Origin of the sequence: Sphingobium sp. TA15, assembly GCF_037101235.1 — a bacterium.
Taxonomy (GTDB): domain Bacteria; phylum Pseudomonadota; class Alphaproteobacteria; order Sphingomonadales; family Sphingomonadaceae; genus Sphingobium; species Sphingobium indicum.
Genome location: NZ_AP025355.1, coordinates 1,008,365 through 1,028,466 on the forward strand (window position 1 = coordinate 1,008,365; position 20,102 = coordinate 1,028,466).

Below are 20,102 nucleotides of genomic sequence, written 5' to 3' on the forward strand. Positions count from 1 at the left end.
CGTCACAGCCTTGAACCAGAAATGAGCTTGCCGACCGTCGTCGTGCTGGCTGCTGCCGTTACCTTCGGGTGCCGGACTTGACGTCTGTTGGCTGCGCCAAAGGGTTTGAGACGGCTGACCGGAAAGCGGGTCGCCCGGCGCGCGGCAAGATCATCCCAGAGCCGGATGAGGCCGCCTTTTCCGCTGATGGTCAGGTCTTGCCTGAGGTTGGGGTGCGTCGACCAGGAGTCGAAGACCGCGGCCTCATATTCCGTGATGGACGCGATGCTGAGCGCTTTCGGCGTCGGGATGTTACCCCAGCAAAGTTGCCCATCGACGAAGACGTTAAGGATCGGCGAGTGCAAAACTGGCGTGTCGGCGGTTGGGCGTTCATTTCTCGGAAGAGAATAGACACCAAGGCCCGACCGGGTGGCGATGAACAGATGGGCGGGATAGGGGACCGGCACGGTCGTTCTTGCGGAGAGGACGCGTAGGCCCGCGGGAGGAGCCGACAGGGCGAAATAGGCCGGACGCACCTGTTCTGGCACCCACCAGGCGAGTATGTCGGGATGGACGACCAAAACATTGTCCGGCAGGATCTCGGGTATGACGGTGCGCCCGAGCGCCTCGGTCCATTGACGCAGATGCGCGTGCGACAGCGGGACACCCGCGGCGATCGTCGGTTGGGCTTCGTCATCCAGTTTGACCGCATGAATGCTGGCAAACGCCGGCGCATCATCGCGAGCTGCGCTATAAGGCTTGAGATTGCGGGGTGCTTCGTGCCGGTAAAGCAATATGGCGGCGGTCAGGACCAGGCCGCCGCCGCTGGCTTCGAAGTGGGTGCTATGGTCGGACATGAGAGCCTCAAGGGTTGGTTGGATCCAGCTGGATCAGGTCCTGGGCGGCCAGCAGAAATTGCGCTCCCACCCGCAATGACGCGAACCAATCGTCGATCCGATCAGGACCTGGCAGCGGGTAGATGCCGGCAATGTCCATGAAGCCCATTTCCATGCCATGGCGTGCGACGTCGTCGAGTTCGCGTGCGAACTGTTCGAAGGGTACGAGCGTTAGCGGCGGCAGCGGCGCGCATTCCTTGATGCCGGGGACATATTCCTCAGCAATATGAAAATCGAAGTGCCACGCATTTCGCTTGGACGGGAGGCGCTTCAAGGCGGTGTGCGCCTCGCGCAGCGTCTTCAGCTTCTGGCGGAGGAAGACCGGGAGACGCGCCGGTCGCGTGGCATTCGCCGCGATCATCCAGTCGGGTCGGCGGGCATTCATCTCCGATGGCAGCGTCATCTCATCGAGATGTTCGGCGTCCGCGCCATGATAGTTGATCAGGATCCGACGGGCGGCTTCGTCGTCGGTTTCGCCCTCCCAATAATACATCGCGACCTCGTCGAAGAGGTCGTCGTAGCCAAAGATGGGCAAGGCCCGGGTCAAGGTTTCTTCGAGCACCCTGTAGGCGGCGGCGCGCCAGGGAATGGGGGCATCGCTGGTCTCGATCCACCCGAGATCGAGCTGCCCCAGATTGTCGCAGATGATAGCAATCGCAGGAGGTCCATCCTCCTCGCTGTGCAAGACCATGATCCGCAGGTCAGTCACTTCAACGGGATTCAGTATCTCTAGCACCGCAGCATCGAAAACCCGCTCGACATGCCGGCGAGCAGCTACGCGTGTGTAGGCGCCCGCCGCCACTTCCCGTGTGGCGGCCCAGCGGCCGATCAGCTTGTGATGCGGCGCCAGAGGGGCGTCGAAGATGGTGGGGATATCGCCCGAGAGCAGGACCGATCGCCCCGCGAGGTCACCCGAGGGGTGGGAGGCGCAGGCCCGCGGGCGGTTGGAGCGGTTCGTGGGCTTCGTTCGTGCCGCCGTTGGGATCGAGGACGATCCGCGCATGGAGGGTCTGCTCCTCGATCGAGCAGGCAGGACGGGTGAAGCTGGTCGTGTCGCCATTGTCATGCTCGATCCATTGGAGGAGGGTCATGCGCGGTGCCGCGGGAATGACCGCGCTTTTATCGCGCTGCATCGTCAGCCCTTGGTGCCGACGGCGCGTCGATATTCGGTGACGTGCGCGCCGCCCGACACACCGGCATCGACCATCTCGGCATTGAGGATCGCCGGATAGAGGGTGGCATGGTAGGCGCGCAGGCCAGCCAGGTCGTTGGCCAGATGCGGGGGCACCGGGAGGTCGATGCCGTCATATCGGAAAGCGCGGGTGAGATGGGTGATTTGCATGAGAGCCTCCTGGTCGATGATCGTGGAGAAGTTTGCGGCGATGCGTCACCAGAGGCTGGCGGGTTCCTCGGCTTTGGCGTCAGCAGGCGGACTGGTCGGCGTGGGACCCTTTACCGGGTTGCTTGCAGTTGTCTTGGACGACGCTGCCGCGGCTTTCACCTTCGCCGCCTCGGCGGCGGCGGCCCGGGCGGCTTCGGCCGCTTGCCGCTGCTCGGCAATCTGGTCGGCGAGCGTCTTGCGGGATGCGATGAGCTGCCCGAGCGCACCGTCCGCTCCCTTGGCGAGTTCCGCATCGATTTCCGCAGCGCTCGCGGTGAGCGAGATTGGCCGTGTCTCGCTCGGTTCGATACTGTTGGTAGCGCCTTCCGCCTTGCGTGGAATGACGGTCAAGGTGACGGTGTCGTCGGGGCCGGTGACGAGGTCGAAGCCGAGAGAATAATGGGTGAGGAGTGGGAGCAGGCTTGAAATCAGCATCGTTGTAATCCTTCTGGGCGTGCGGGAGAGCGGGTCAGGCGGCGAGTTCCGTGAGCGAAACTGCTGCTTGAGGAGCGATGTCATCAGGGGGCGGCCCATATTTGCCGTCGAGCGTCATGGCGCTGGGCAGACGTCCCGCCCAGTTGAACCCAATTGCATTGAGCATGCCGGCAATGAGGTCGGCCTTCTTGGAGCCGAGCCGCCGGGCGAACGCCTTGTCGCCCATGTGCGCGACCAGCCCGCATTCCTGGGCAATGAACTTGAGTTCGTCCTTGGTGTATCGCTCGAGGAACGCTTTATCGACCTGCCAAACGTCGCGCAGGTCGACTTCGAAGACCTTGGCGAGATCGGCGACGTGGCCGAACGTAAGCACGTCCTTGGCGTAGGCTGCACCGATGGCGGAAAGCACGGTCGCCGCTTGTGCATCAGATAGTGCGCGGATTTCCGCGATCTTGGCACTATAGTCGAGATCCGGGAAGTCGGCACCGACCAGCAGGCCGGCGCGCGCCTTCAGGGTATCCGCCTTGATCTGCGGAAGCGTGCCGGACATCGCGGCGACCAGGATCGCGGTCTGGGCTTGCACGGCATTGCCTGCCAGCGCCCGGGCCAGCGCGGTTCGCCACGTCGCTTCGCGAAGTTCACTGGTGCGGTCGGCAATTGATTTGGAGGTGACGGTCGGCTTGCGCGCAGCAGAGGAGCCGCTCGCGGAAGGGACCGGTGTCTGTGGTGCGGGCGGACGCGCTGTCGGTTGTTCGGTAGCCTGGGTTACATCCTTTGACGTCTCCCGGGAGTCGGTGGACGGTGCGGCCTCATCGATAGCCTCGTCCTGATCATCGTCTTCGTCGTCATCGGCCTCGTGATCGTGCTCTTCGTCGGTGGTGGGCGGAGCCACGGCCTGTGCCGCTTTCTCGGCCCGTTCCTGCTCCTCGAAGCGGATCGCCTCGGCTGTCTGCGTCTTCAGCTCGAAGCATCCGGGATTGGTGCAGTGCCCGTCGTCAACATGGGTCTCGAACAGGGTCCGTTGTGCGGCCGAGTTGAACGGGCAGGTCGTGCACTCGGTCCTGTCGAAGCAGGCGGCGGCGAGGTTCTGCGTAACCCGCATGAGCAGGTCGCGCGTCTTGCCCACATCCAGACCAGAGCCCAGGATCGTCTCGAGGGCCTTGTCCTGCTTGTCGGCGGGAATGGCGGCGAGCAGCTCGGCATGGCCGACCTTGATCCGGCGCTCGTCGAGCGCGAGCTTCACCGCGTCGGAGAGTTCGGCGAGCGCCAGGCGGCGGTCGAGCTTCGCCCGGGACCACCCGAGCCGCCGGGCGGTCTCCGCGCGATCGCCCTGGCATGCCGCGAGGTAGCGGACGGCGGCATCGGCCTGCTCTGTTTCCGACGGATCGTCGCGATCGTCATTTTCAGCGATCGCGGCGTCCAGCGCTTCCTGGTCGGTCATCTCGCGGATGATGACAGGCACTTCGCCATCGGGACCGTAGACCTCGAGGCCGGCCCGGTAGCGGCGTTCGCCTGCGACGATTGCGTAGATCTCGCCCTTCGGACGTAGCAGTATAGGCTGGAGGATACCGCGCAGGCGGATCGAGGCCACGAGCTCGTCATGCTTCTTGCTGTCGAAATAGCGGCGCGGATTGTCCCCCTTTGTGATCTTCGAAAGCGAAAGCGTGGTGGGGCCGGTCGGTCGGGGTGTGTTCACCGCTGATCTCCTCATGATAGGGCAGGCCCGTCCCTCAGGGTCACGTGCCTTCTTGAGCCCGATGCTCGCCTTCCCCCCTTCCCCCTCGTCTCCACGGCGGCTTGCCGCCGACGCCAGGTGAGCGGCATTATGGAATTTGGGGTCTTGGATTGGTCCAGCCCGCGGCGACGAAGGCCCTTCGGTGGCTAGGCGGGATGATTTTTGGGTTCGCCGTGCGGATGGATGGTGATCAGCTCATCGAGATAGCCGAAGGCAAACTGGGTCGGCGTTGCGCATGGTGAGCGCGGATCCTTTCCGCTCGGCTTCACCCCTGTTTGCGTGTTTTCCGTCGGCGTTTTCGAGAGACGCGGTGCTTAAATCTCGCCGCGAATGGCGGAGTAAACAGACTCGTCGAAAATGCGAGCGACGGCGGATTCGGCATCCCAGAAATGGGTGCCGGCGCGCAGGCGGCTCGCGACCCACAGCCCGGTTTCGAGCGTGCGCCAAGCGCCGATCGCAGTCCAAAGCCCGTGCGGCGAGAATTCGAACCAGAGATGGTGTCCGAGCTGATTGGCTTTCATGTCGAACGCCCAGAGGCCGTCGGACCTACGCTCGGCTCGAACATCAAGGCCGCTGTAGAGACCCGGCAGCATGCGGGTCATTGTCTCTCCATGTCGAATCATAGGCATGATTTGTGCTCCCGCATCTCGACGGCGGACCTCTTCGTGGAACGTCGCATGGCGTCGCTCCGGACCGCATGCGTTCGTGCCCGATGCTCCCCCTCCCCTTTCTTCTCGGCTGAGTGCAGCCGACGCCAGCAGCTGTGCAACCGCGAAGTTTGGGATCACCGTCGGATGCGTGCAAGCGGCGATCTCGGCCGGAGCGATTCTCTTTGAACTGGCGTTCATCAGAGGCGTATCTGAAGGGAAAAGGAGGCGCTGATCCCGGTGACTATATTGCAGCCGCTGACCCAAATGAAACGGGAAGCCCGCCGGACAATGGAGGCCAACCGGTTTCGAGCCTATGTAAGTCGCGAAGCAGAGGAAGCTGCTTATACGGTTCGAGATCAGGTGCTCGGAAAGCCTCTTCCGTTCAGTCGCTGGGAATGGCGTTCGGTGGCCGCGCCGGCTCACAAGCAGGGCGGTCTTGGCTGGCGGCTGCGCCGCTATCGCCTGCGGCAGCACATGAAGCGGGGTGGAATTCTGATCATTATTGGGCCAACCCGCTCAGGCAAGACATGCTTGCTCCAAGCGCTCACGTCGCTGCATATCATTAAGCATTTTTGGTCTAATATGATGCGCAATGTGGCCGTTCTGCCTGAAATGGTACCCCCATCTGGACTGTTTGCGATCGACGAAACGCATATGCATGCGCGCAAAGACATTATGCGCATTAACGAGCAAACGGCGAAAGAAAGGCGGGGATTCGCGATGGTATTCCAGAGCGCTGAATCATTCAGAAGCTTCGAGATTTCGCAATATCTCGCGAACCGGAAAGTCCTGATCCTGCAGTTTTTGCCGAAACAGAAGCCGTGAGTATGGGTGTCGGCAGCGCGATGGGGTCAGAGGTCCCGGTTGACGGGTCGACCTGCTGCCCCTGCGACGATCGCGTCACGGACGCGGCGGAAAAGCCCCGCTGGTAGCGCGCCGTAGCTGATTTCGCCTGACTTCTTGGTGATTGGCCGGATGTCGAAGCCCGGCCAGGAGAATTCATTCCACTCGCTCACGACGATCCAACTGTGAGCGGCCTTGAGTCCGAGTTGGCGACGAACGGCATCGGGAACCTCGATCGCGATCTGATCCCTGCCAGGCCGGGTGGTCGTCATCGGAACCACCAGCACCTTGTGGATCCCGTCGGCCGCTTGCACGACGACAACAACGGCAACGGGGCGATCTTTCACCCCCTCGTCGCGCCCCTGCTCAAATTCATACCGCCAGAGATAGCTGTAATTGATGACCTCACCGGGCTCAGGCAGTTCCAAGGCGAGCCTCGGCTTCTTCCGATTTCGGACCCGGTTCGACCGTGCGGATCGCCTCGATCATCTCCTCACTGAGATCGTCGAGGCTGCCTGCGATGCGTTCGCGTCGGCGCAGGCGTTGATATTCGTCGACAGGAACCATGACGAAGCGCAGGTGCCCGTTTTTCGTTACGCCGACGGGCCGTATCATTGCCTCATCCGAATAACGACCGAACTGCTTCTGCACGTCGCCTGACGTCACGATTTCCATAGCCTTCGCCATTTCAACTGGCCTCCTTATGCCGATCGCACTCGGCAAGATCGGCTCCCCTGATATACGGGACATCCGGAAAATCTTCAAGAGCAGGGAAATGCGGGAAGAGGCCCGAAGGAGCCGCAGAAGCCGAGTCGATGATCGGAGTGTATTAAACAGGCGGCACGTCAGCGTCGTCCGCTGAAACACGCGGCGATCCGGAGCTACAGAGCGAGAGCATGCCGGCGATCTCGTCACCGGTCAGATTTTCGAGGAGTTTGAGGACGGTGCCGAATGAGGGTTCGTAAACCAATATGGTCCGCTTTCCGCGGTGCTCGGGAGGCGATGCGTCAAGGTTCGCTTCTCCAGCGATGCCTTTGAAATCCGGATGAGTGTTGGCCCAGATAGCGTCCAGTTTTTCGGCGCGGATTTGAGTCTGGTTCGCCATGGTCTCGTGTGCGGCGATGGCCGATCGCATAGCCTCGGGGCTGCCGCGATCGGCGAAATCGCAATAGCCATGAAACCACCTCTTCCGTCCTTCAATCATGATTTCGCAGAAAATCGACCCGACAGTGCCGGCTTTCAGTTCTGACATGCCGAACATGCCCGACCGTATGAAGCGGGGCGGGAGCAGTTCGAACATATACTCATATTCGGCCTCCCTGATCTCGAACCATTGCCCGGCGAACGCTGCGCCAGAGTGAAGATTCTCAGGGGGCGCCCCGTCTGGCACGCGGTTGAATAACGCATACATTTGTTTACGTGTCGCGACGCCCTCGATGACCTTCGTGTAGGTGGGATGCTCAACCATGGGTGGAACTCCTTGTTGCGCCGAACCGCTCGTTTTCGGCCTGCAGGCGGCGGCGCTCAAAATTGAGGATGGCGATCGCCTCCGCCGGCGATGCATCCGGGATACCGGCCTCGTCGCGAGCGCGGAGCGCGGCGCTCGACATCACAGAGAGTTCATCGCGCTCGCGCAGGAGGGCGAGCAGGACAACGGCGGCGTGACCAAGTTCAGGAGCAGTCTTGCTGTTGGGATCGAAGACTTTTCGGAAATGGCCCGCTTTGGCGATCAGGTCATTAGCGACTGCTTTCAGATCCGGCGATTGCAGAGGGTATCGCTTTGCGCGGTGGTGAGGTTGTTGGTCATCCCGGCTCCTTTCGAGCGCCCGCCAAAATTCATATTTCCGCATCCTTCTCCGCCTCAAGGCCGATAGGGACCGGTCATCCGCGGGTGAAAGCCGGCTGGCCTTTGCGGGAGATCAGAGGTGGGCGTGGCATTCAGGCCAGGGGAACGCCGAAATCCGGATTGCAGCCCCTTTCGCCGGGATAGTGACCATCATAGTCGCAGAGAAGGACTTGAAGGACATCATAGTGGTCATGGCCGAGATATTGGCCGGCCTGGATCGTCCATTTGAATTTGGCGCCTTCGCTCGCCCGGCGGATGCGGACCGGGTAGCGGCCACCTAGGCCGATATCGCCGCTCAATGCGCGCTCCTGCTTGCGCATGATGGTGCCGAGGTCGTTGAGGATACCGCCGGCGACGGTTGCCCTGAAATTGCCGATCAGCAGCAGTTCGGGCAGGCCGCGAACGGCGTTACCGACCGTGTACACAAAGGCAGGTTCATCGTCAGATCCGAAGATCGCGAACAGATGCTGTCCGGTACGGTCGATATTGTCTTGAACGATGGACATCGGGTCGCGGGAAGTGGGCATGGGAGGCTCCGGAATCGAAGTGGTATTGGGTCGGGTTCAGTCGAGCCCGAGGGAAGCGGGAGACGCGGCCTGGAGCATCCAGCGTTGGCCCTTGATCCGTCGAAGGAAGTCCGTCGCTGCAGGTATGCGGCCGATGACGGTGCGAACATGCTGTTCCGCAACGACGCGGGTCGGCACCGTTCGGGTACCTTGTCGGATGGCATGACCGAACCGGCCCTCGGCCTCAAATATACCGAATGCCTGATGGCGAAAGACCAGATGGCGCGTGTCGCTCACCCAGTCCTGTGTTTGGAGGAGCCATGCATGGAGCGGTTGATAGGCGCTCGGTGAGCCACCAAAGCGACGGGCGCTCCAGTCGGCAAGTTCGTCGGCGCTTGGGACGCTCAAGGGGAGCCAGTCAGGGACCTGAAAGTCATCGAGCCAGTCTGCCGCCGAGATGACACCGTAACAATCCTCTTCGACATGTTGCCGCGCAATGGCGTCGGTGGGCACAGTCACACCATCTGCATTAAGAATGGTTGGCCCGAACAGTTCAGCAGCGAGGCCAATTCCCTCAACGTGATGACGAAGTGCACGGTGGGTGAAATGACATTGGGTCGCTTTGCTGGCGTCGAGCCAGTCGTGGACGGCCTGATAATCTTCGGTCACGCCGCCATGAATACTCACCGACGAGCGGGCATGATCAAAAGGGTTCATGGATATCTCCCTTGGCGGAAAAAGATTGACCAGCGTTGGGCTTGTTCGAAGCGCAGAGCGCCAGGAGAAGTCTGTCGAAGACTTCGTTGAGTCCGGACTGCGCGCACCATGTGTCGAAATCATCAGGGGCGCCTCGCGGCACAAGCGATCGGTAGAGGGGCCAAACGGCACGTGCATGTTCGAGTGGAAGCGGTGCCGAGCGCCACGCATGGTCGCCTGTCCGCCGCATTTTCTTGCGATAGGCCGTGATATCGCCTGACGCGACCGAATGGCGTCCGGTCTTGATATCTTCAAGAAAGGCACGAACCACCTCGTGAAGGTGGTCCGGCGCAGGCCTGTTGCCAAATGTGCGAAATTGGCCAATCCGAAGTGACAGAGGTGAGCCAGGCTCCCCGTAAAGGAGAAGCTCCAGGGTGGCCGCGTGTTGTTGACCTTCTCGGATCGACAAGATCTGTGTGTCACCGCTTCGGCACTGGCTGTAATAGCCCCCGACGCAATGACGAAGCGCATTGAACGGTCGACATCACACGATGGAAGGCAGAGTGGCCCCGGCTTAAAACAGCGTCAGCTGTTCGCCGCGCCGGCCGGGGGGACCAATGACGATCCTCGGACCTGCATCGTGGGGAGATGGACGTACGATCGCCGGCGATGCATCGTCATCAGATGGACGACGATGGCGGTTTGCAAGCTTTTGGGTCCAGCCCCCGAGGATATGGGCAGGCGTATACCAATAGTCCTGCATTTTGAGCGACAATGAGTCGCCGACGATGACCACCGCGGGAACATGCAAAAGCGATAGCTGGATATAGCACATGTGGACTGCCCGCCGGTCGATATCGACGGCCGTGACATGCAGATGGCGCTGGTAGTTGATGTCGGCCCCGCGCATCGTTTCGGCGAGCGCGATGACCATGGCGCCTGCACCGCAGGCGGGTTCCATCGCGGTCACGAAGCCCTCACACGCGATGATGTCTCGCATTTCCTGACTGTCGATGCCGGTCGCTTCAGCCATCATTCGACACACGCTGTAGGGCGTGAAGAATTGTCCTCGAGCCGCATTATGGAGTTCGAGTTCGCCGAAGATTGCGCCCAGGACGTCGCCGGGCTCGGATTCGAGCGCCATCGTGACCTCCGCGAAGATGCGAGGGAAGGTATCGACAACCTGGCGATCGTAGCGGCCGACGATTTCGAGATACCGCTGTTCCCGAGCATCCTTGCTGCGCAGATCCACTGCGTTGGAGATGCTCGTCGCCATCATTTCCATGCAATCGGAGAAGAGCGTATGGAGATCATGCCGATACTGGGTCGATCGAAAGAGTTTCAGCGCATTCTTGATGTGCTCGGACTGTGTGGCCATCGGCATTTTCCTGCTCGATTGGGCCCGTCGGCCCGAACATCCCCGACCTCGGTGACGCATCGGCCATCGAGTTGAGGTTGGACGGGCTCAAGGCGGGAGGATTGGCGGGTGCTTGGGGCGCAAGGATGAGCAGATGTGATCGAGAGGACGGGCGCCCCAGGGCCGTGCTGATGATCCTGGCAAGGCCCAAGGCCTCGCCCGATCGACTTTGCCCCTCCCCCTCTGCTCACCAGGCCAAGATTGAGGGGTACTTGGGCGCGGCAGGCGTCAGCGGGAGAAGCTGGTCAGATCGAAGAAGCACCCGTCATTCCCGATCGCGAGCAGTTCCTCATGGACATCGCCAGGTTTCAACGGCTGGTCCGACAGCGTCGATACCATGCCGACGAATCCGCCTTCGTCCATTTCACGCGCGATGTTCTCCAGCCCCATAGAGTAGAGTCGGGGGCGGTCCGAGCGGTCGAGTAGGATCGTCACTTGCAGGACGATCTTGTGTATCTGGAGGGTCATATCACGCTCTCTTGCTTGGGTTGCCGGATGGCGAGTACCCACCTGCAAACATGTCCGGCTGGACGGCGTGCCGCGCGAGCATTGCGCTGGCGAAAGCTTCGACGCCGTGCTGCGCGGCGCACGGGAAAAGATCGTGGGTGGCGAAGAGTCGGAAGCTTTCGTCCCGTTCCATCGCGCAGAGCCATTGTGCGCTGTCATCCCAGTCAATCAGCGCGAGCGCGAGGCAGCGCGTTCCGCCATAGGGATGCGGCTCGACGGGATCGGTAGGGAAACCCGGCAATGTCCAGAAGCGCCAGCCAAGCGGCGGGCATGGATCGATATCGACGTCGACGATCCATCGGTCGATCCTGGCAAGGATTCTCGTCATGCGGCCCTCTTGAGGTCGCGTTCTTCGATCAGCGCGGCAAATCGATCTCGGATCATAGTCGCGGTGGGATAGCGGTGCTGCAGCGCGTGGCGGTAGAGAAGTTCAGCGCGAACCTCGGCAATGCGAACCGCTTCGTCCCATGTCGGAAGGCGTGGTGGCCATCCTTTGACAAACCGTAGACCCTTGGGGAGAGACGCTTCCAGCGAGCGCCGTCGGCCGGCGTCGCAGCGCGCTTGATCTATGTCGCGCTTCAATGTTTCAGGGAGATGGTCAGGTGCGACGTCGGCGAGCCATCGGGCTGGCTGAAACGAAAAGGTGGAGTGCGCCTCGAGACCGACCAGGTGGTGATAGAGGGAAAGATTGTCCTGAACATTGGCGGCGATCGTCAGGTCCGGAAGCGATGCAAGGACGCAAAACGCGCAAGACAAACGGGTCGAACCACGGGCATAAGCCTCGTGCAGAGGTACATGATATTGCTCATGGGCCGCGAAGACATCCTGCGCTGTCCAGTCGATCAGCGGATGCCAGAGCATCATCCTGGTGCCGGCTGCATTTCCGCTTGGAGCGAAGCGAATATCGAGTTTCGAAACTGGCGTCAGCTGGCGAGCGCTGCTTTCGTCGCGACGGATACCGATGACCTGAACGACTGTTTCGCCACGAAGGCGTCGAGCCAGCTCGGGGCCGATGACATTCGCCTTCAATTCCGACGAACAAAACCTCAAGGCTGAACTCGACCACGGACCGATCAAATTATAGGTCAGGAGGTCTGCATAGCGACGGCAGCCGTCGCGAAACCGCTGCTCCCAGCGATCGACCATGTCGCCGGCGCGACGGCGCACCACGATGAGTGGAAGGCCGAGATGGCGGGATACCGCTTCAACGGTCGAAGGGGTTGTACGCCATTCGGCGCGTCCAAGATCAGCGTGAATGGCCAGGCGTCTGGAGCGCGGGTGGCCGATGGAATCCAGCAGCGCCGAAACGGTGGCAGCCGTGGCGCCGCTGTCCTTGCCGCCGGACAGGCTGAAGACGAACCAGGCTCGATCGCGGATGGCCCGTTCTATCGTTGCGTCGATGGCGACGGGTGGCAGCGCGATATTGGCTGCGAGGGCGGGCGTCATGATCGCGTGCCCTCCCGGAGACGATTCCAAACGTACAAGGCCGTGCCGATGGCCTCGATGACGTCTTCGCAGAGATGTTCGATGCAGCAGGCATAAAAGAAGCTCGCGCCACTTCCGATCAGCGAGGTCGATCGTCCAAAGAAGCGCGGTCCGCGTTCGCACCACAGGATCGCACGATGGGTTGCCGGCTTGTCCATGCGCCATGGTTCATCCCAGAATAGCCGAACCTCGATATGGATTTGATCTTCCAGAAGGGGATCGGCCGGCGTCCTGCGCAGGAAGATTGAGGCGCCGTGGGCGACAGATGTCGGGACGTCACCGGCAAACCAATATAGTTCGCCGGGAGGGACCAGCCATTCATGATGGGGGACCGGCTTGATCAACCGCAGACGGGATTCAGCACAAGCAAAGTCGGCAATGATCCGCTCCGCGAGATCTAAGGTCGTCATGCCGCCCTCGACTGCGGGAGCAGTTGGAGCCCGAAGGGCGCGTCGCCACTAGGGGTCACGCCTTTGCGATGGAGGAAGCGATAGCCGTCAGAGATGTCGTTGATGTGCGCGCGGATGACGGTGGTGGTGATTTCTCGGGGGGACCGGTAGATCGGTGGCACCGGGTTGGCGGTCATTTCGGGGAAAATCGCGTGAAGCAGCACCGCCTCGATCTGTTTGGCGATGCGATCGATGTCGCGGCCGGCATCATATTTGGCGAGGCCGGGTTCCATCCTGAGCCAGTCGAGCGGCGCGATCACCTCGGGCAGGCGGGCATAGGGACCGCCTTCGACGCCGTAGTTCGAGCGCATCGAGATGAGGGCGGACCGCGTGGGCGTGATCGCATCGAAAGGGATCAGGATCCGGTATTCGGCAAGCGGGAGCGTTCCCGCAATCCGTTTGCGGGCAGCGAGTATCTGCATGATGTCCTCCGTCAGGCAAAGAGGCGGGCCGGGGCGGCGGCCGGCGGGGTGAGCTGGAGTTCGCGGGTCAGGCGTTCCACGAAGATGTCGGGCGAGAGGACCTCTTTGATCGAGGCCCAATGATTGGGGCCTCCGGTGTAGTCCTGCCGGCTCGAGACGCGGCGGAAGAGGACGTGGCGCCGTTCGTCGGGCCAGTCGATGCCGATCATGACGTAGAGGTTGGAGCTGTGCAGGGAAATTTCGCCTGCGACAGCCGGCCCCCCGACGCAACTATGGATGTCATATTCGCCGCGCTCCAGCCGCAGCGCGTCGGCGAGGCGCTTGAGAACTCTTCGTCCCTCGGCATGGTAACAGCGCTTTGCCGCCTCATCGTAGCTGACGAAGCGGCGGGCAAGCAGGAGCAACAACGGATTTCGCTCGATCTCGCCGATTTCGGTGATGCAGGCACGCCGCAGGTCCGAGGCGGCAGGTTTGCCATCGGTTGCGACCGAACCGAGGTGGCGCGCGAGCAGCAACACGGCGGGGTCGGTCTCGATGTCCTTGCCGGCGTTCCGACAGTCCGTGATGGCCGCGCACAGCGCATGCAAGGCCCCCGTCGTGGTGATGAGGGCGGCGGGATCGAGCGCCTGGCGGTGGCGAAAGGCAACATCATAGGACATGGCGGCACTCCGGTTTGGGGCGACCAAGCGCGCCCGCCTATCCCCTCCCCCTCACCTCCTGCTGGCTGGATGACGGTCGAAATCGCCGGGAAATGGCCTCACTCGGGGTGGTCTTGCCAAACGAGGTGAGGGGGCACAGCGGTGGCGGGTTTTGAACTCAGGCCGTTGCGAGCGCGCCGTCATGTTGCGGAAGATGTTGGATCGCCGCTTTGCCCAGGCGCAGAACCGCGCGGTTTGCCGGGGCGGCTTCGAGCATTCTCGCGATATGGAATGCGTCGCCTGGATGAAGTTTGCCCGCTGGCGGGTAAGCACGGTAGTGGTCCAGTTCACTGGCAACACCACATTCGTTGAGCGCATAATCGAGGAGCGCGCCGCAGATCATGCAGTTTTTGGATGTGTCCTCATGGTGGAGTTCCGTCGCCGAGACGCGGTGATCTTCTCTTTGGTCCTCGGGAAGAAGCGGAAGCAACTTGGCCAGCAGCGCGTCAGCGCAGGTCTCGCAATATTCGTGCGCTTCGTCGCTGTAGAGGCTTTCGCCATTCCATTCGATCCTGAACTCACCCCAGATATAGAATGGCCGGAGCGGAACGATGCCGCCTTCCTTGGCGAACCTGTCGAGGCGGGTTTCGATGTGGCGGGCGTCCATGACGTTTCTCCAGGCTTGAGACATCCGTGATGCTATGATGCCGCGAGGCCGACTCAGTTTGTGCGCCGCTGGATGAGGCGCGCTGTGTCGGCACCGGAACAACCAGGCGGAATGATGATGCGGGAACTCGACGAAGAAGAGCGCCAAGTGCTGCGTGACCTCGATGCCGGAGTGTCCACCGCCGACCTGATCGCTATGGTCCGCGATCTTGCCGAGATTTTGCGCGGGCGCGGCCATGTGGTTCAAGCCAGCGTCGCCGAGATTGCGGCCGATCGGCTGAACCTGTTGAGCACAGGCGTTCGGGCCTGATGGCAAAGCGGGAAGAGTGTGGAATTTCTTCTACCAGGTGAACAGGGGAAGGTCATCGGTGGTGCCGGCATCGCGATCGATCAGGACATGCTCGAAGCCGCGTTCCCGGCCAAATTGCATCACTGCCAATAGATCCGCCGGGATGTCCGCGCGCGTCGCTTCATCGACCTCGCGCGTGGGAATGAACCACCCATAGGGTGTCTCGGCCAGCGGCAGAGGGCGATCATCGGATTTTTCGGAACACCATTGATCGAGGACATCTGCGGTGGGCATCGAGAGATGCCCGATGCCGAGAACGCAATATTGGCCTGTCTCGATCGGAAATCCGGACGCAGAAGGCCATGCCGCTTCGAGCTGCACCCGGTCAGTATGAACATGGTCCTCGGGATGCTTCTCGGAATAGACGCTCGCGACCTCCTCGTCACCGAGCGTCGCCGGATCGCGATTGTCGTTGATCTGGTCCCACCATTCGCGGCAGAATTCGCCGATTTTCTCCATCAGCTCGGATCGGGACGCGCCAACATAGCCATTGACGCCCTCGCTATGCTCGATCGTGCCGACATGGATTTCGATCGGCCATCGATCACCCAGGGCGCCCAGATTCTGAGAGGCTTCGGTCAAATCCTGGATGAGCGCCATCCGTGCAGGATCGTGGCCCGGTAGGAATTGAATGGCCGCGCAGGCGCGCGTCAAAAGTCGCGCGAGATCGCGCGGAGAGGTTGTGCTCATGCTTGTCTCCGGAAAAAATGCTGGAAGGGGATTCCAGTGCAGATCCTGCTTATGTGGGCGGGCTGTTCGCCACGGATCCGAGAGGGGGATTGGAGCCAGCTAAGGCGCTGGTCGTTCGGTTCCCGGGCCATCGCGAGCGTCGGGCGGTTGCGTCGTCAGCCAGACGATCCTGCGTTTGCCTGTGCGGGATCGGCCATTCGAGAGCAGTCCTTTGCGTCCGCAATTGCGGCAGAAGACGCGATTGAAGTTGAGGGGGATATCCTCCAGTTCGGGGATATGCTTGCGGCAGCGGTTCATCGGACTCAGCCTTCCGCCGACAAGCCAGCTGCGTGAAGCAACTCATCAGCGTCCCAGCCGAAATCGCTGGCAAATCCCTGGGCGACACATCTGGCATGGTCGGCACCACAATTGATACGGGACTGGCGAAGGTGCTGCGCGAGGCGGTCGAATTCGAGTGGATTGTCCGCCCGAGAGGGTTTGCGGTGTCGGCGTAATTCCTCGCGACGGGTTTCGAAAGCCTGAAACCCATCCTCAATGGCGATAGGCCGAGGCAGAGCCAGAACCTCAAGAAATCCGGTCTCGACCAGTTCGGTTTTGTCCGTCTTTTCCCTGCTGGTTCTGTCGAGCTTCACGTAGAAGCCGGCGAAATGCGCCTTTACGATGACGCCCTCGCGATTGCGGAAGCGATCGCCTCCGACCCGGGGGCGTTCGAGGATGCGAACCCGCGCACTGAGGCAAGGCTCCAGCGGGGTTGGGTCGGCTGGCGGAAGCGGCACCCATTTGCAAAGATCGTCGGACTCGGCCGAACATTCGTCACAGAAGGTGCAATCGTAGACCCCGCTGATCGCCCAGTCCTGAGCGTCGGCATCCCAGCGGGCGCTGGCGTCGCGGACAAGACTATCGCTGCCGCAATGTGAGCAGACCGGGCGGACGGGTCGCTCTGCCGGGATGGCTTGGGCGTCGACAGCCGGTTCAGCGAGACAGGCAAGGAAGCGGTCGCCATGGGCAAATAGGCCCCACGCGCGGACAAGCGCCGCATAGCGGGTCCGCTCCCGTTCATTGCGGAATTCATGCTCGGTCGCGGTAGAAATGCTCAGATACTCGTTGGCGACAGTCTCCGCCGCGGCATGGATCAGATGATCGATGCTTGTTGAATGCTGGATGCGCATGGTCTTCTCCTCAAGGCGCGCGATAGTGTCGGTCCCTCAATCCCGGGCTGGATCGAGGAGGCAGGTGGGCTTTGCGCTGGGCATGACGAAAGTGGCGGCGCCTTGCTGGCAAACGCGCGTCGCAAAGGGGCTGCTGAGATCAGTATGGGGTCGTGTAATGCAGTTCGGAGCGGACCCGAGCGGCCAAAATGTCCGGGCGGAGGAGTTCGCAGATCGAGGCTGCGATAAAGGTCGAGCCGGAGCCATCGCCGGATCGCGTGATCGCCAGTTCCTCGCCGATCATAACCTGATCCAGTGTGAGGCTGAAGACGAACTCGCCGGCGAACATATAGAGATCGCCGGATGTGCTGGCTTCGCCATATTGCCACAGGTTTGAACAGGCACCGGATGCGAAACCCAGCGCGGTGGCAAGCCGAGCCAAAGCCGCCATGCCGAGATCGTGAAAGAGATGCTGGGCATCATCGTCCAGCGGACAGAGTGACCATGCCAGCAGGACAAGATTGACGGCGTCGTTGATACACGGTCGAGCGCTCCGGGAGATCGGGCTGTCGACTGGACTGATTGGCATGAGGCAGCCAGGGCCCAGAAGCTGAGCGGCGCGCAGAATCTTCTGCTCGGCCTCAGCTGCCGGTGTCGCGATATAAGCCTCTATGAGATCGTGGATGGCCATGAACGCCTCCCTATGGATTGGTGACAGATTGGCCGGGTGCAGATTGCCGGCCGCGCTGCATCCGGCAGGCCCTGTCTGAGTGCGATGCCGCGGGCGTGATCAGACCGCGATCAGAAATCTGCGTGGATCATAGCCCATTCGGCCGGTGTGGCTCTGGTTCGTAGCGATGCCCGGATCCTGGCAGGATGGCGCCCAATATATGTCGTCCAGTCGCAGACCGTTTCGAGGCGAATGGTGGTGCCTGCGGGGGAATCGAAGATGAAGACCGGTTTTCCCTGACCAGTAAGCCGGAGGGCATTGAGCGCTGAACCCGGGCTAGCGCCGTCCCAGATCATGAAACCCAGGTCGGCGGCATCAGACATCGCACGGTCTTTGACGGCATGGAATTCATAGCCGTGGGCGCAAAACGGGGCGTGGATGCGGTGTATGGTCCATGGACCATGATAGTTGCGAGGGCGTTCCCCAGAGCAGAAGATGGTGACATCCCGATAGCCTGTTTCGGCGAGGAAGCGTTGCAGGGCGCTGTCGATCCCGTCGGCGTCTCCGATCAGGATCCGATATCCGCCCGCCACGATCCGCGACATCCGGTCAATGATCGCGGGGTGAAGGCGGGTGATGCTGCGGGATCCGCCGAGGAAGATCGTGGGCTGTGGGGACATGACGGTTTCCTTGCATATCAGCTGCTCATCGCCCCCTTCCCTCCTTCACTCTTGCCGCCCCGATCAGCAGTCGCGCTGCGCGCTTGAATCCGTCGTCACCCTGCTCCTGGATAACCACAAGATCCGGCTTGGTGCGACGGAGATGAACGGCAAAAGCGTCTGGATCCCGACCCTTCAGAGGTCGGCTGAATATTTGACCATCTTCGATCGTGAGGAGATGTGTTCTGGCCTTGCGCCGGAGGGCTGCCACCTGTTGATGCTCCGCAATCAGGTCGGAAACCTCGATCTCGAGGCTGTGATCCAGTTCCACATCAGCGATGAGGATTTTCGGACGGTTGGCCTTGAGCCAGGCATCAACCTCCTGCTCGGAGAGTGTTCCGACCTGACGGTAATGATCCGCACCACCATGGCCGTGGTTTCCGGCGAGAAAGGCGCGCACGCCATCTATCCAGATTTCCGCGGAGTAGCAGTTGGTCTCCTCCGAGAGCTGCCGGTTGAGCTTGAGCTTGCGAAGTTCGATGTTCATCGATCCTGTCCTAGTGGTGGGATGTAATGCTTCATCTGATGCAGGACTTGCGGCCTTTACAGTCCAATCTGCAGCCACTCGTAGACGAGGTGTCTATCGGGTTCGTATTCGCTGCCGATGGCAAAACGGACGCGCTTTCCATCACAAGCAAAGCAGGATGCACGGGGAAAGCTGAGATAGATTTTGCCTTCGAAGATGAGGTCCCCCGATCGCACGGCCTGTACCGTCCGCGTGGCCCCCAGCGCGGGATGACCCGCCGAGGCGGAAACGAGTTTGAGTTGGTCGCCGGGTTTGAGCTGGCGTTTGAAGGCAGTGAGCGGGATCAGCGATGCCACCGGATTGGCGTTGCCGCGCCGCGCGGCAAGCGCAGCCCAATAGGCGGGGCCGATGCGCACGTCGGTAGAGAAGGCGCAACTGATATAGTCCTGGTAGAAATTCGATCGGGTGAAGCTGAAGCGTTCGATCTGGTCGCGGACCCTGGCGGTGAACGCATCGCGTGCCGCCCTGTCCTGGAGATCCTCCGCTGCATCGAGAAGTTCGGCAATGATCGTCCGGCTGCCTGTGGAGGATTGGCGTCGAACCGAAAACTGAGCGTCACCGAAGATCTGGGGCAAGTGCCGTTCGATGCGCTTGCAGATCGATGGCAAGGGTTCGCGCTCACGGTAGAGATCGCCTTGATAGTGAAAGTTGCCCCGATCATCATGTTCGGTCTGGCTGTACAAACGTGGCGAGGGGTTCGCTGGCGCTGCCTGCGTCATGTGGATTTTCCTTTTCGGATTGTCAGGCCAGGAGTGCTGGGTCGAATCCGTCGGTCTCGGCCGTGTCAGTGCTCCAGAGGATGGAGTCGATCAGCATCGGGCCGCCTGCAATGACGTCGGCTTCCGGCAGGATAACCGGTGAAGCTGCGGGCGACCGCTGAACGATACAGTGAGGAACGCCCGTGCTTAGGTGACGGGCTATCGCGAGGTGTTCGAGCCGGCGAAGATGGTCGCCAGCCTCGTTTTTGAAAGGGACCGACACGTCAGGCCACCTTGGTGACGGACTCCGCTTCGCCGACGATTTCGATATAGGCGTTGGGATATCCGTGGCGATCGCGCCAGCTTTCAGCGGCAGCGCGGTCCGCGGCAACATGAAGCAGTTCGGGTTCGTCGCTCCATCGGTGCAAGACCAGGGCAGCTCCCGGGGATGGAACATCAACAATCTCGAAAGCGCGCTCGTCGGCGACTGAAAATATCCTGTTCACCGACAGGATGATGACGCCCTCGCTGCCATAATTGCCTTCGTGCAGGGTGAAGGTTGCAGGATAAGGTCGGCTGCCCCTACTCCCCGGAGACCGGCGGGTAAGACGTCCCCTGCCGTTACGGGCTTCCCAGGCGCGCAACTTGCGTTTGAAGCGATCCGGTGGCCGCGGTGTGCCATCCGAGTAACAAATGGTCGCGCCTAAAACCGCTTCGTCATAGATGGATTGGGCTGTCTTGGTCATTGATC

30 protein-coding genes are annotated in these 20,102 nt (G+C 61.4%); 2 read left to right on the forward strand and 28 right to left on the reverse strand.

Features of this window, described 5'->3' with window-relative positions:
* Positions 1-2: 2 nt before the first annotated feature.
* From Sj15T_RS04940 to Sj15T_RS04970, 7 genes are all read right to left on the reverse strand, one after another.
* Positions 3-836 carry a PRTRC system protein B gene (locus tag Sj15T_RS04940; protein ID WP_013040150.1) on the reverse strand — a complete coding sequence of 278 codons (834 nt, stop codon included), beginning with the start codon at positions 834-836 and terminating at the stop codon, positions 3-5.
* Between the two features lie 7 nt (positions 837-843).
* Complete coding sequence (locus tag Sj15T_RS04945) at positions 844-1,878, reverse strand: hypothetical protein (protein WP_253720633.1); 1,035 nt, start codon at positions 1,876-1,878, stop codon at positions 844-846.
* On the reverse strand, positions 1,784-2,008 hold the full coding sequence (locus Sj15T_RS04950; protein ID WP_013040152.1) for a hypothetical protein: 225 nt from the start codon (positions 2,006-2,008) through the stop codon (positions 1,784-1,786). Before Sj15T_RS04950 ends, Sj15T_RS04945 begins: the two co-directional genes overlap by 95 nt.
* Before the next feature lie 2 nt (positions 2,009-2,010).
* Positions 2,011-2,217, reverse strand: coding sequence for a PRTRC system protein C (locus Sj15T_RS04955; RefSeq protein ID WP_013040153.1), 207 nt, complete (start codon positions 2,215-2,217; stop codon positions 2,011-2,013).
* A 45-nt stretch (positions 2,218-2,262) separates the two neighbouring features.
* Positions 2,263-2,691, reverse strand: coding sequence for a PRTRC system protein E (locus Sj15T_RS04960; protein ID WP_013040154.1), 429 nt, complete (start codon positions 2,689-2,691; stop codon positions 2,263-2,265).
* A 34-nt stretch (positions 2,692-2,725) separates the two neighbouring features.
* Positions 2,726-4,387 carry a PRTRC system ParB family protein gene (locus tag Sj15T_RS04965; protein WP_013040155.1) on the reverse strand — a complete coding sequence of 554 codons (1,662 nt, stop codon included), beginning with the start codon at positions 4,385-4,387 and terminating at the stop codon, positions 2,726-2,728.
* 353 nt (positions 4,388-4,740) lie between these two features.
* Positions 4,741-5,028: a hypothetical protein gene (locus tag Sj15T_RS04970; RefSeq protein WP_253720634.1), complete on the reverse strand. Its 288-nt coding sequence runs from the start codon at positions 5,026-5,028 to the stop codon at positions 4,741-4,743.
* Positions 5,029-5,313: 285 nt separating this feature from the next.
* On the opposite strand from Sj15T_RS04970, the gene Sj15T_RS04975 reads away from it, so the two are divergent.
* Positions 5,314-5,901 carry a hypothetical protein gene (locus Sj15T_RS04975; RefSeq protein ID WP_013040159.1) on the forward strand — a complete coding sequence of 196 codons (588 nt, stop codon included), beginning with the start codon at positions 5,314-5,316 and terminating at the stop codon, positions 5,899-5,901.
* A gap of 26 nt (positions 5,902-5,927) precedes the next feature.
* Here the strand turns inward: Sj15T_RS04975 and Sj15T_RS04980 are convergent, their stop codons facing one another.
* From Sj15T_RS04980 to Sj15T_RS05045, 14 genes are all read right to left on the reverse strand, one after another.
* Positions 5,928-6,347 (reverse strand): hypothetical protein, encoded by a 420-nt coding sequence (locus tag Sj15T_RS04980; RefSeq protein WP_013040160.1) that lies wholly within the window; start codon positions 6,345-6,347, stop codon positions 5,928-5,930.
* Positions 6,334-6,606, reverse strand: a complete 273-nt coding sequence (locus Sj15T_RS04985) for a type II toxin-antitoxin system Phd/YefM family antitoxin (RefSeq protein WP_013040161.1) — start codon at positions 6,604-6,606, stop codon at positions 6,334-6,336. Before Sj15T_RS04985 ends, Sj15T_RS04980 begins: the two co-directional genes overlap by 14 nt.
* Positions 6,607-6,748: 142 nt before the next feature.
* A complete protein-coding gene (locus tag Sj15T_RS04990; protein ID WP_013040162.1) occupies positions 6,749-7,387 on the reverse strand; it encodes a DUF1419 domain-containing protein in 639 nt (212 codons plus the stop codon).
* The gene (locus Sj15T_RS04995; protein WP_013040163.1) at positions 7,380-7,769 is read right to left on the reverse strand and encodes a hypothetical protein; all 390 of its coding nucleotides are present in this window, start codon (positions 7,767-7,769) and stop codon (positions 7,380-7,382) included. Before Sj15T_RS04995 ends, Sj15T_RS04990 begins: the two co-directional genes overlap by 8 nt.
* Before the next feature lie 88 nt (positions 7,770-7,857).
* Positions 7,858-8,292: a DUF4262 domain-containing protein gene (locus Sj15T_RS05000; RefSeq protein WP_013040164.1), complete on the reverse strand. Its 435-nt coding sequence runs from the start codon at positions 8,290-8,292 to the stop codon at positions 7,858-7,860.
* 36 nt (positions 8,293-8,328) lie between these two features.
* Complete coding sequence (locus Sj15T_RS05005; protein WP_041385895.1) at positions 8,329-8,988, reverse strand: hypothetical protein; 660 nt, start codon at positions 8,986-8,988, stop codon at positions 8,329-8,331.
* A 553-nt stretch (positions 8,989-9,541) separates the two neighbouring features.
* On the reverse strand, positions 9,542-10,345 hold the full coding sequence (locus tag Sj15T_RS05010) for an N-6 DNA methylase (protein WP_013040166.1): 804 nt from the start codon (positions 10,343-10,345) through the stop codon (positions 9,542-9,544).
* Positions 10,346-10,612: 267 nt separating this feature from the next.
* Positions 10,613-10,852: a hypothetical protein gene (locus Sj15T_RS05015; RefSeq protein ID WP_013040167.1), complete on the reverse strand. Its 240-nt coding sequence runs from the start codon at positions 10,850-10,852 to the stop codon at positions 10,613-10,615.
* 1 nt (position 10,853) lies between these two features.
* A complete protein-coding gene (locus Sj15T_RS05020) occupies positions 10,854-11,219 on the reverse strand; it encodes a transposase (protein ID WP_338756205.1) in 366 nt (121 codons plus the stop codon).
* Positions 11,216-12,337 carry a phosphoadenosine phosphosulfate reductase family protein gene (locus Sj15T_RS05025; RefSeq protein WP_013041582.1) on the reverse strand — a complete coding sequence of 374 codons (1,122 nt, stop codon included), beginning with the start codon at positions 12,335-12,337 and terminating at the stop codon, positions 11,216-11,218. The genes Sj15T_RS05020 and Sj15T_RS05025 overlap by 4 nt, the downstream gene beginning before the upstream one ends.
* A complete protein-coding gene (locus Sj15T_RS05030; RefSeq protein ID WP_013041583.1) occupies positions 12,334-12,786 on the reverse strand; it encodes a hypothetical protein in 453 nt (150 codons plus the stop codon). The genes Sj15T_RS05025 and Sj15T_RS05030 overlap by 4 nt, the downstream gene beginning before the upstream one ends.
* Entirely contained in the window at positions 12,783-13,247 is a 465-nt protein-coding gene (locus tag Sj15T_RS05035) for a hypothetical protein (RefSeq protein WP_013041584.1), read from the reverse strand. The genes Sj15T_RS05030 and Sj15T_RS05035 overlap by 4 nt, the downstream gene beginning before the upstream one ends.
* Positions 13,248-13,258: 11 nt before the next feature.
* Entirely contained in the window at positions 13,259-13,906 is a 648-nt protein-coding gene (locus tag Sj15T_RS05040; RefSeq protein ID WP_013041585.1) for a hypothetical protein, read from the reverse strand.
* 157 nt (positions 13,907-14,063) lie between these two features.
* Positions 14,064-14,552, reverse strand: a complete 489-nt coding sequence (locus Sj15T_RS05045) for a hypothetical protein (RefSeq protein ID WP_013041586.1) — start codon at positions 14,550-14,552, stop codon at positions 14,064-14,066.
* 114 nt (positions 14,553-14,666) lie between these two features.
* Between Sj15T_RS05045 and Sj15T_RS05050 the strand changes: the two genes are divergently transcribed.
* Entirely contained in the window at positions 14,667-14,861 is a 195-nt protein-coding gene (locus Sj15T_RS05050) for a hypothetical protein (RefSeq protein ID WP_013041587.1), read from the forward strand.
* A gap of 30 nt (positions 14,862-14,891) precedes the next feature.
* Here the strand turns inward: Sj15T_RS05050 and Sj15T_RS05055 are convergent, their stop codons facing one another.
* The 7 genes from Sj15T_RS05055 to Sj15T_RS05085 all read right to left on the reverse strand — a co-directional run bounded on the left by Sj15T_RS05055 (position 14,892) and on the right by Sj15T_RS05085 (position 20,097).
* Positions 14,892-15,554: a hypothetical protein gene (locus tag Sj15T_RS05055; RefSeq protein WP_253720782.1), complete on the reverse strand. Its 663-nt coding sequence runs from the start codon at positions 15,552-15,554 to the stop codon at positions 14,892-14,894.
* Positions 15,555-15,892: 338 nt separating this feature from the next.
* Complete coding sequence (locus Sj15T_RS05060; RefSeq protein WP_013041590.1) at positions 15,893-16,759, reverse strand: hypothetical protein; 867 nt, start codon at positions 16,757-16,759, stop codon at positions 15,893-15,895.
* A 139-nt stretch (positions 16,760-16,898) separates the two neighbouring features.
* Positions 16,899-17,429, reverse strand: coding sequence for a hypothetical protein (locus tag Sj15T_RS05065; protein ID WP_013041591.1), 531 nt, complete (start codon positions 17,427-17,429; stop codon positions 16,899-16,901).
* A 110-nt stretch (positions 17,430-17,539) separates the two neighbouring features.
* The gene (locus tag Sj15T_RS05070) at positions 17,540-18,088 is read right to left on the reverse strand and encodes a hypothetical protein (RefSeq protein ID WP_013041592.1); all 549 of its coding nucleotides are present in this window, start codon (positions 18,086-18,088) and stop codon (positions 17,540-17,542) included.
* 25 nt (positions 18,089-18,113) lie between these two features.
* Complete coding sequence (locus tag Sj15T_RS05075; RefSeq protein ID WP_013041593.1) at positions 18,114-18,614, reverse strand: hypothetical protein; 501 nt, start codon at positions 18,612-18,614, stop codon at positions 18,114-18,116.
* Between the two features lie 56 nt (positions 18,615-18,670).
* On the reverse strand, positions 18,671-19,372 hold the full coding sequence (locus tag Sj15T_RS05080) for a hypothetical protein (protein ID WP_013041594.1): 702 nt from the start codon (positions 19,370-19,372) through the stop codon (positions 18,671-18,673).
* Positions 19,373-19,635: 263 nt separating this feature from the next.
* The gene (locus Sj15T_RS05085; RefSeq protein WP_013041596.1) at positions 19,636-20,097 is read right to left on the reverse strand and encodes a hypothetical protein; all 462 of its coding nucleotides are present in this window, start codon (positions 20,095-20,097) and stop codon (positions 19,636-19,638) included.
* Between the last annotated feature and the right edge of the window lie 5 nt (positions 20,098-20,102).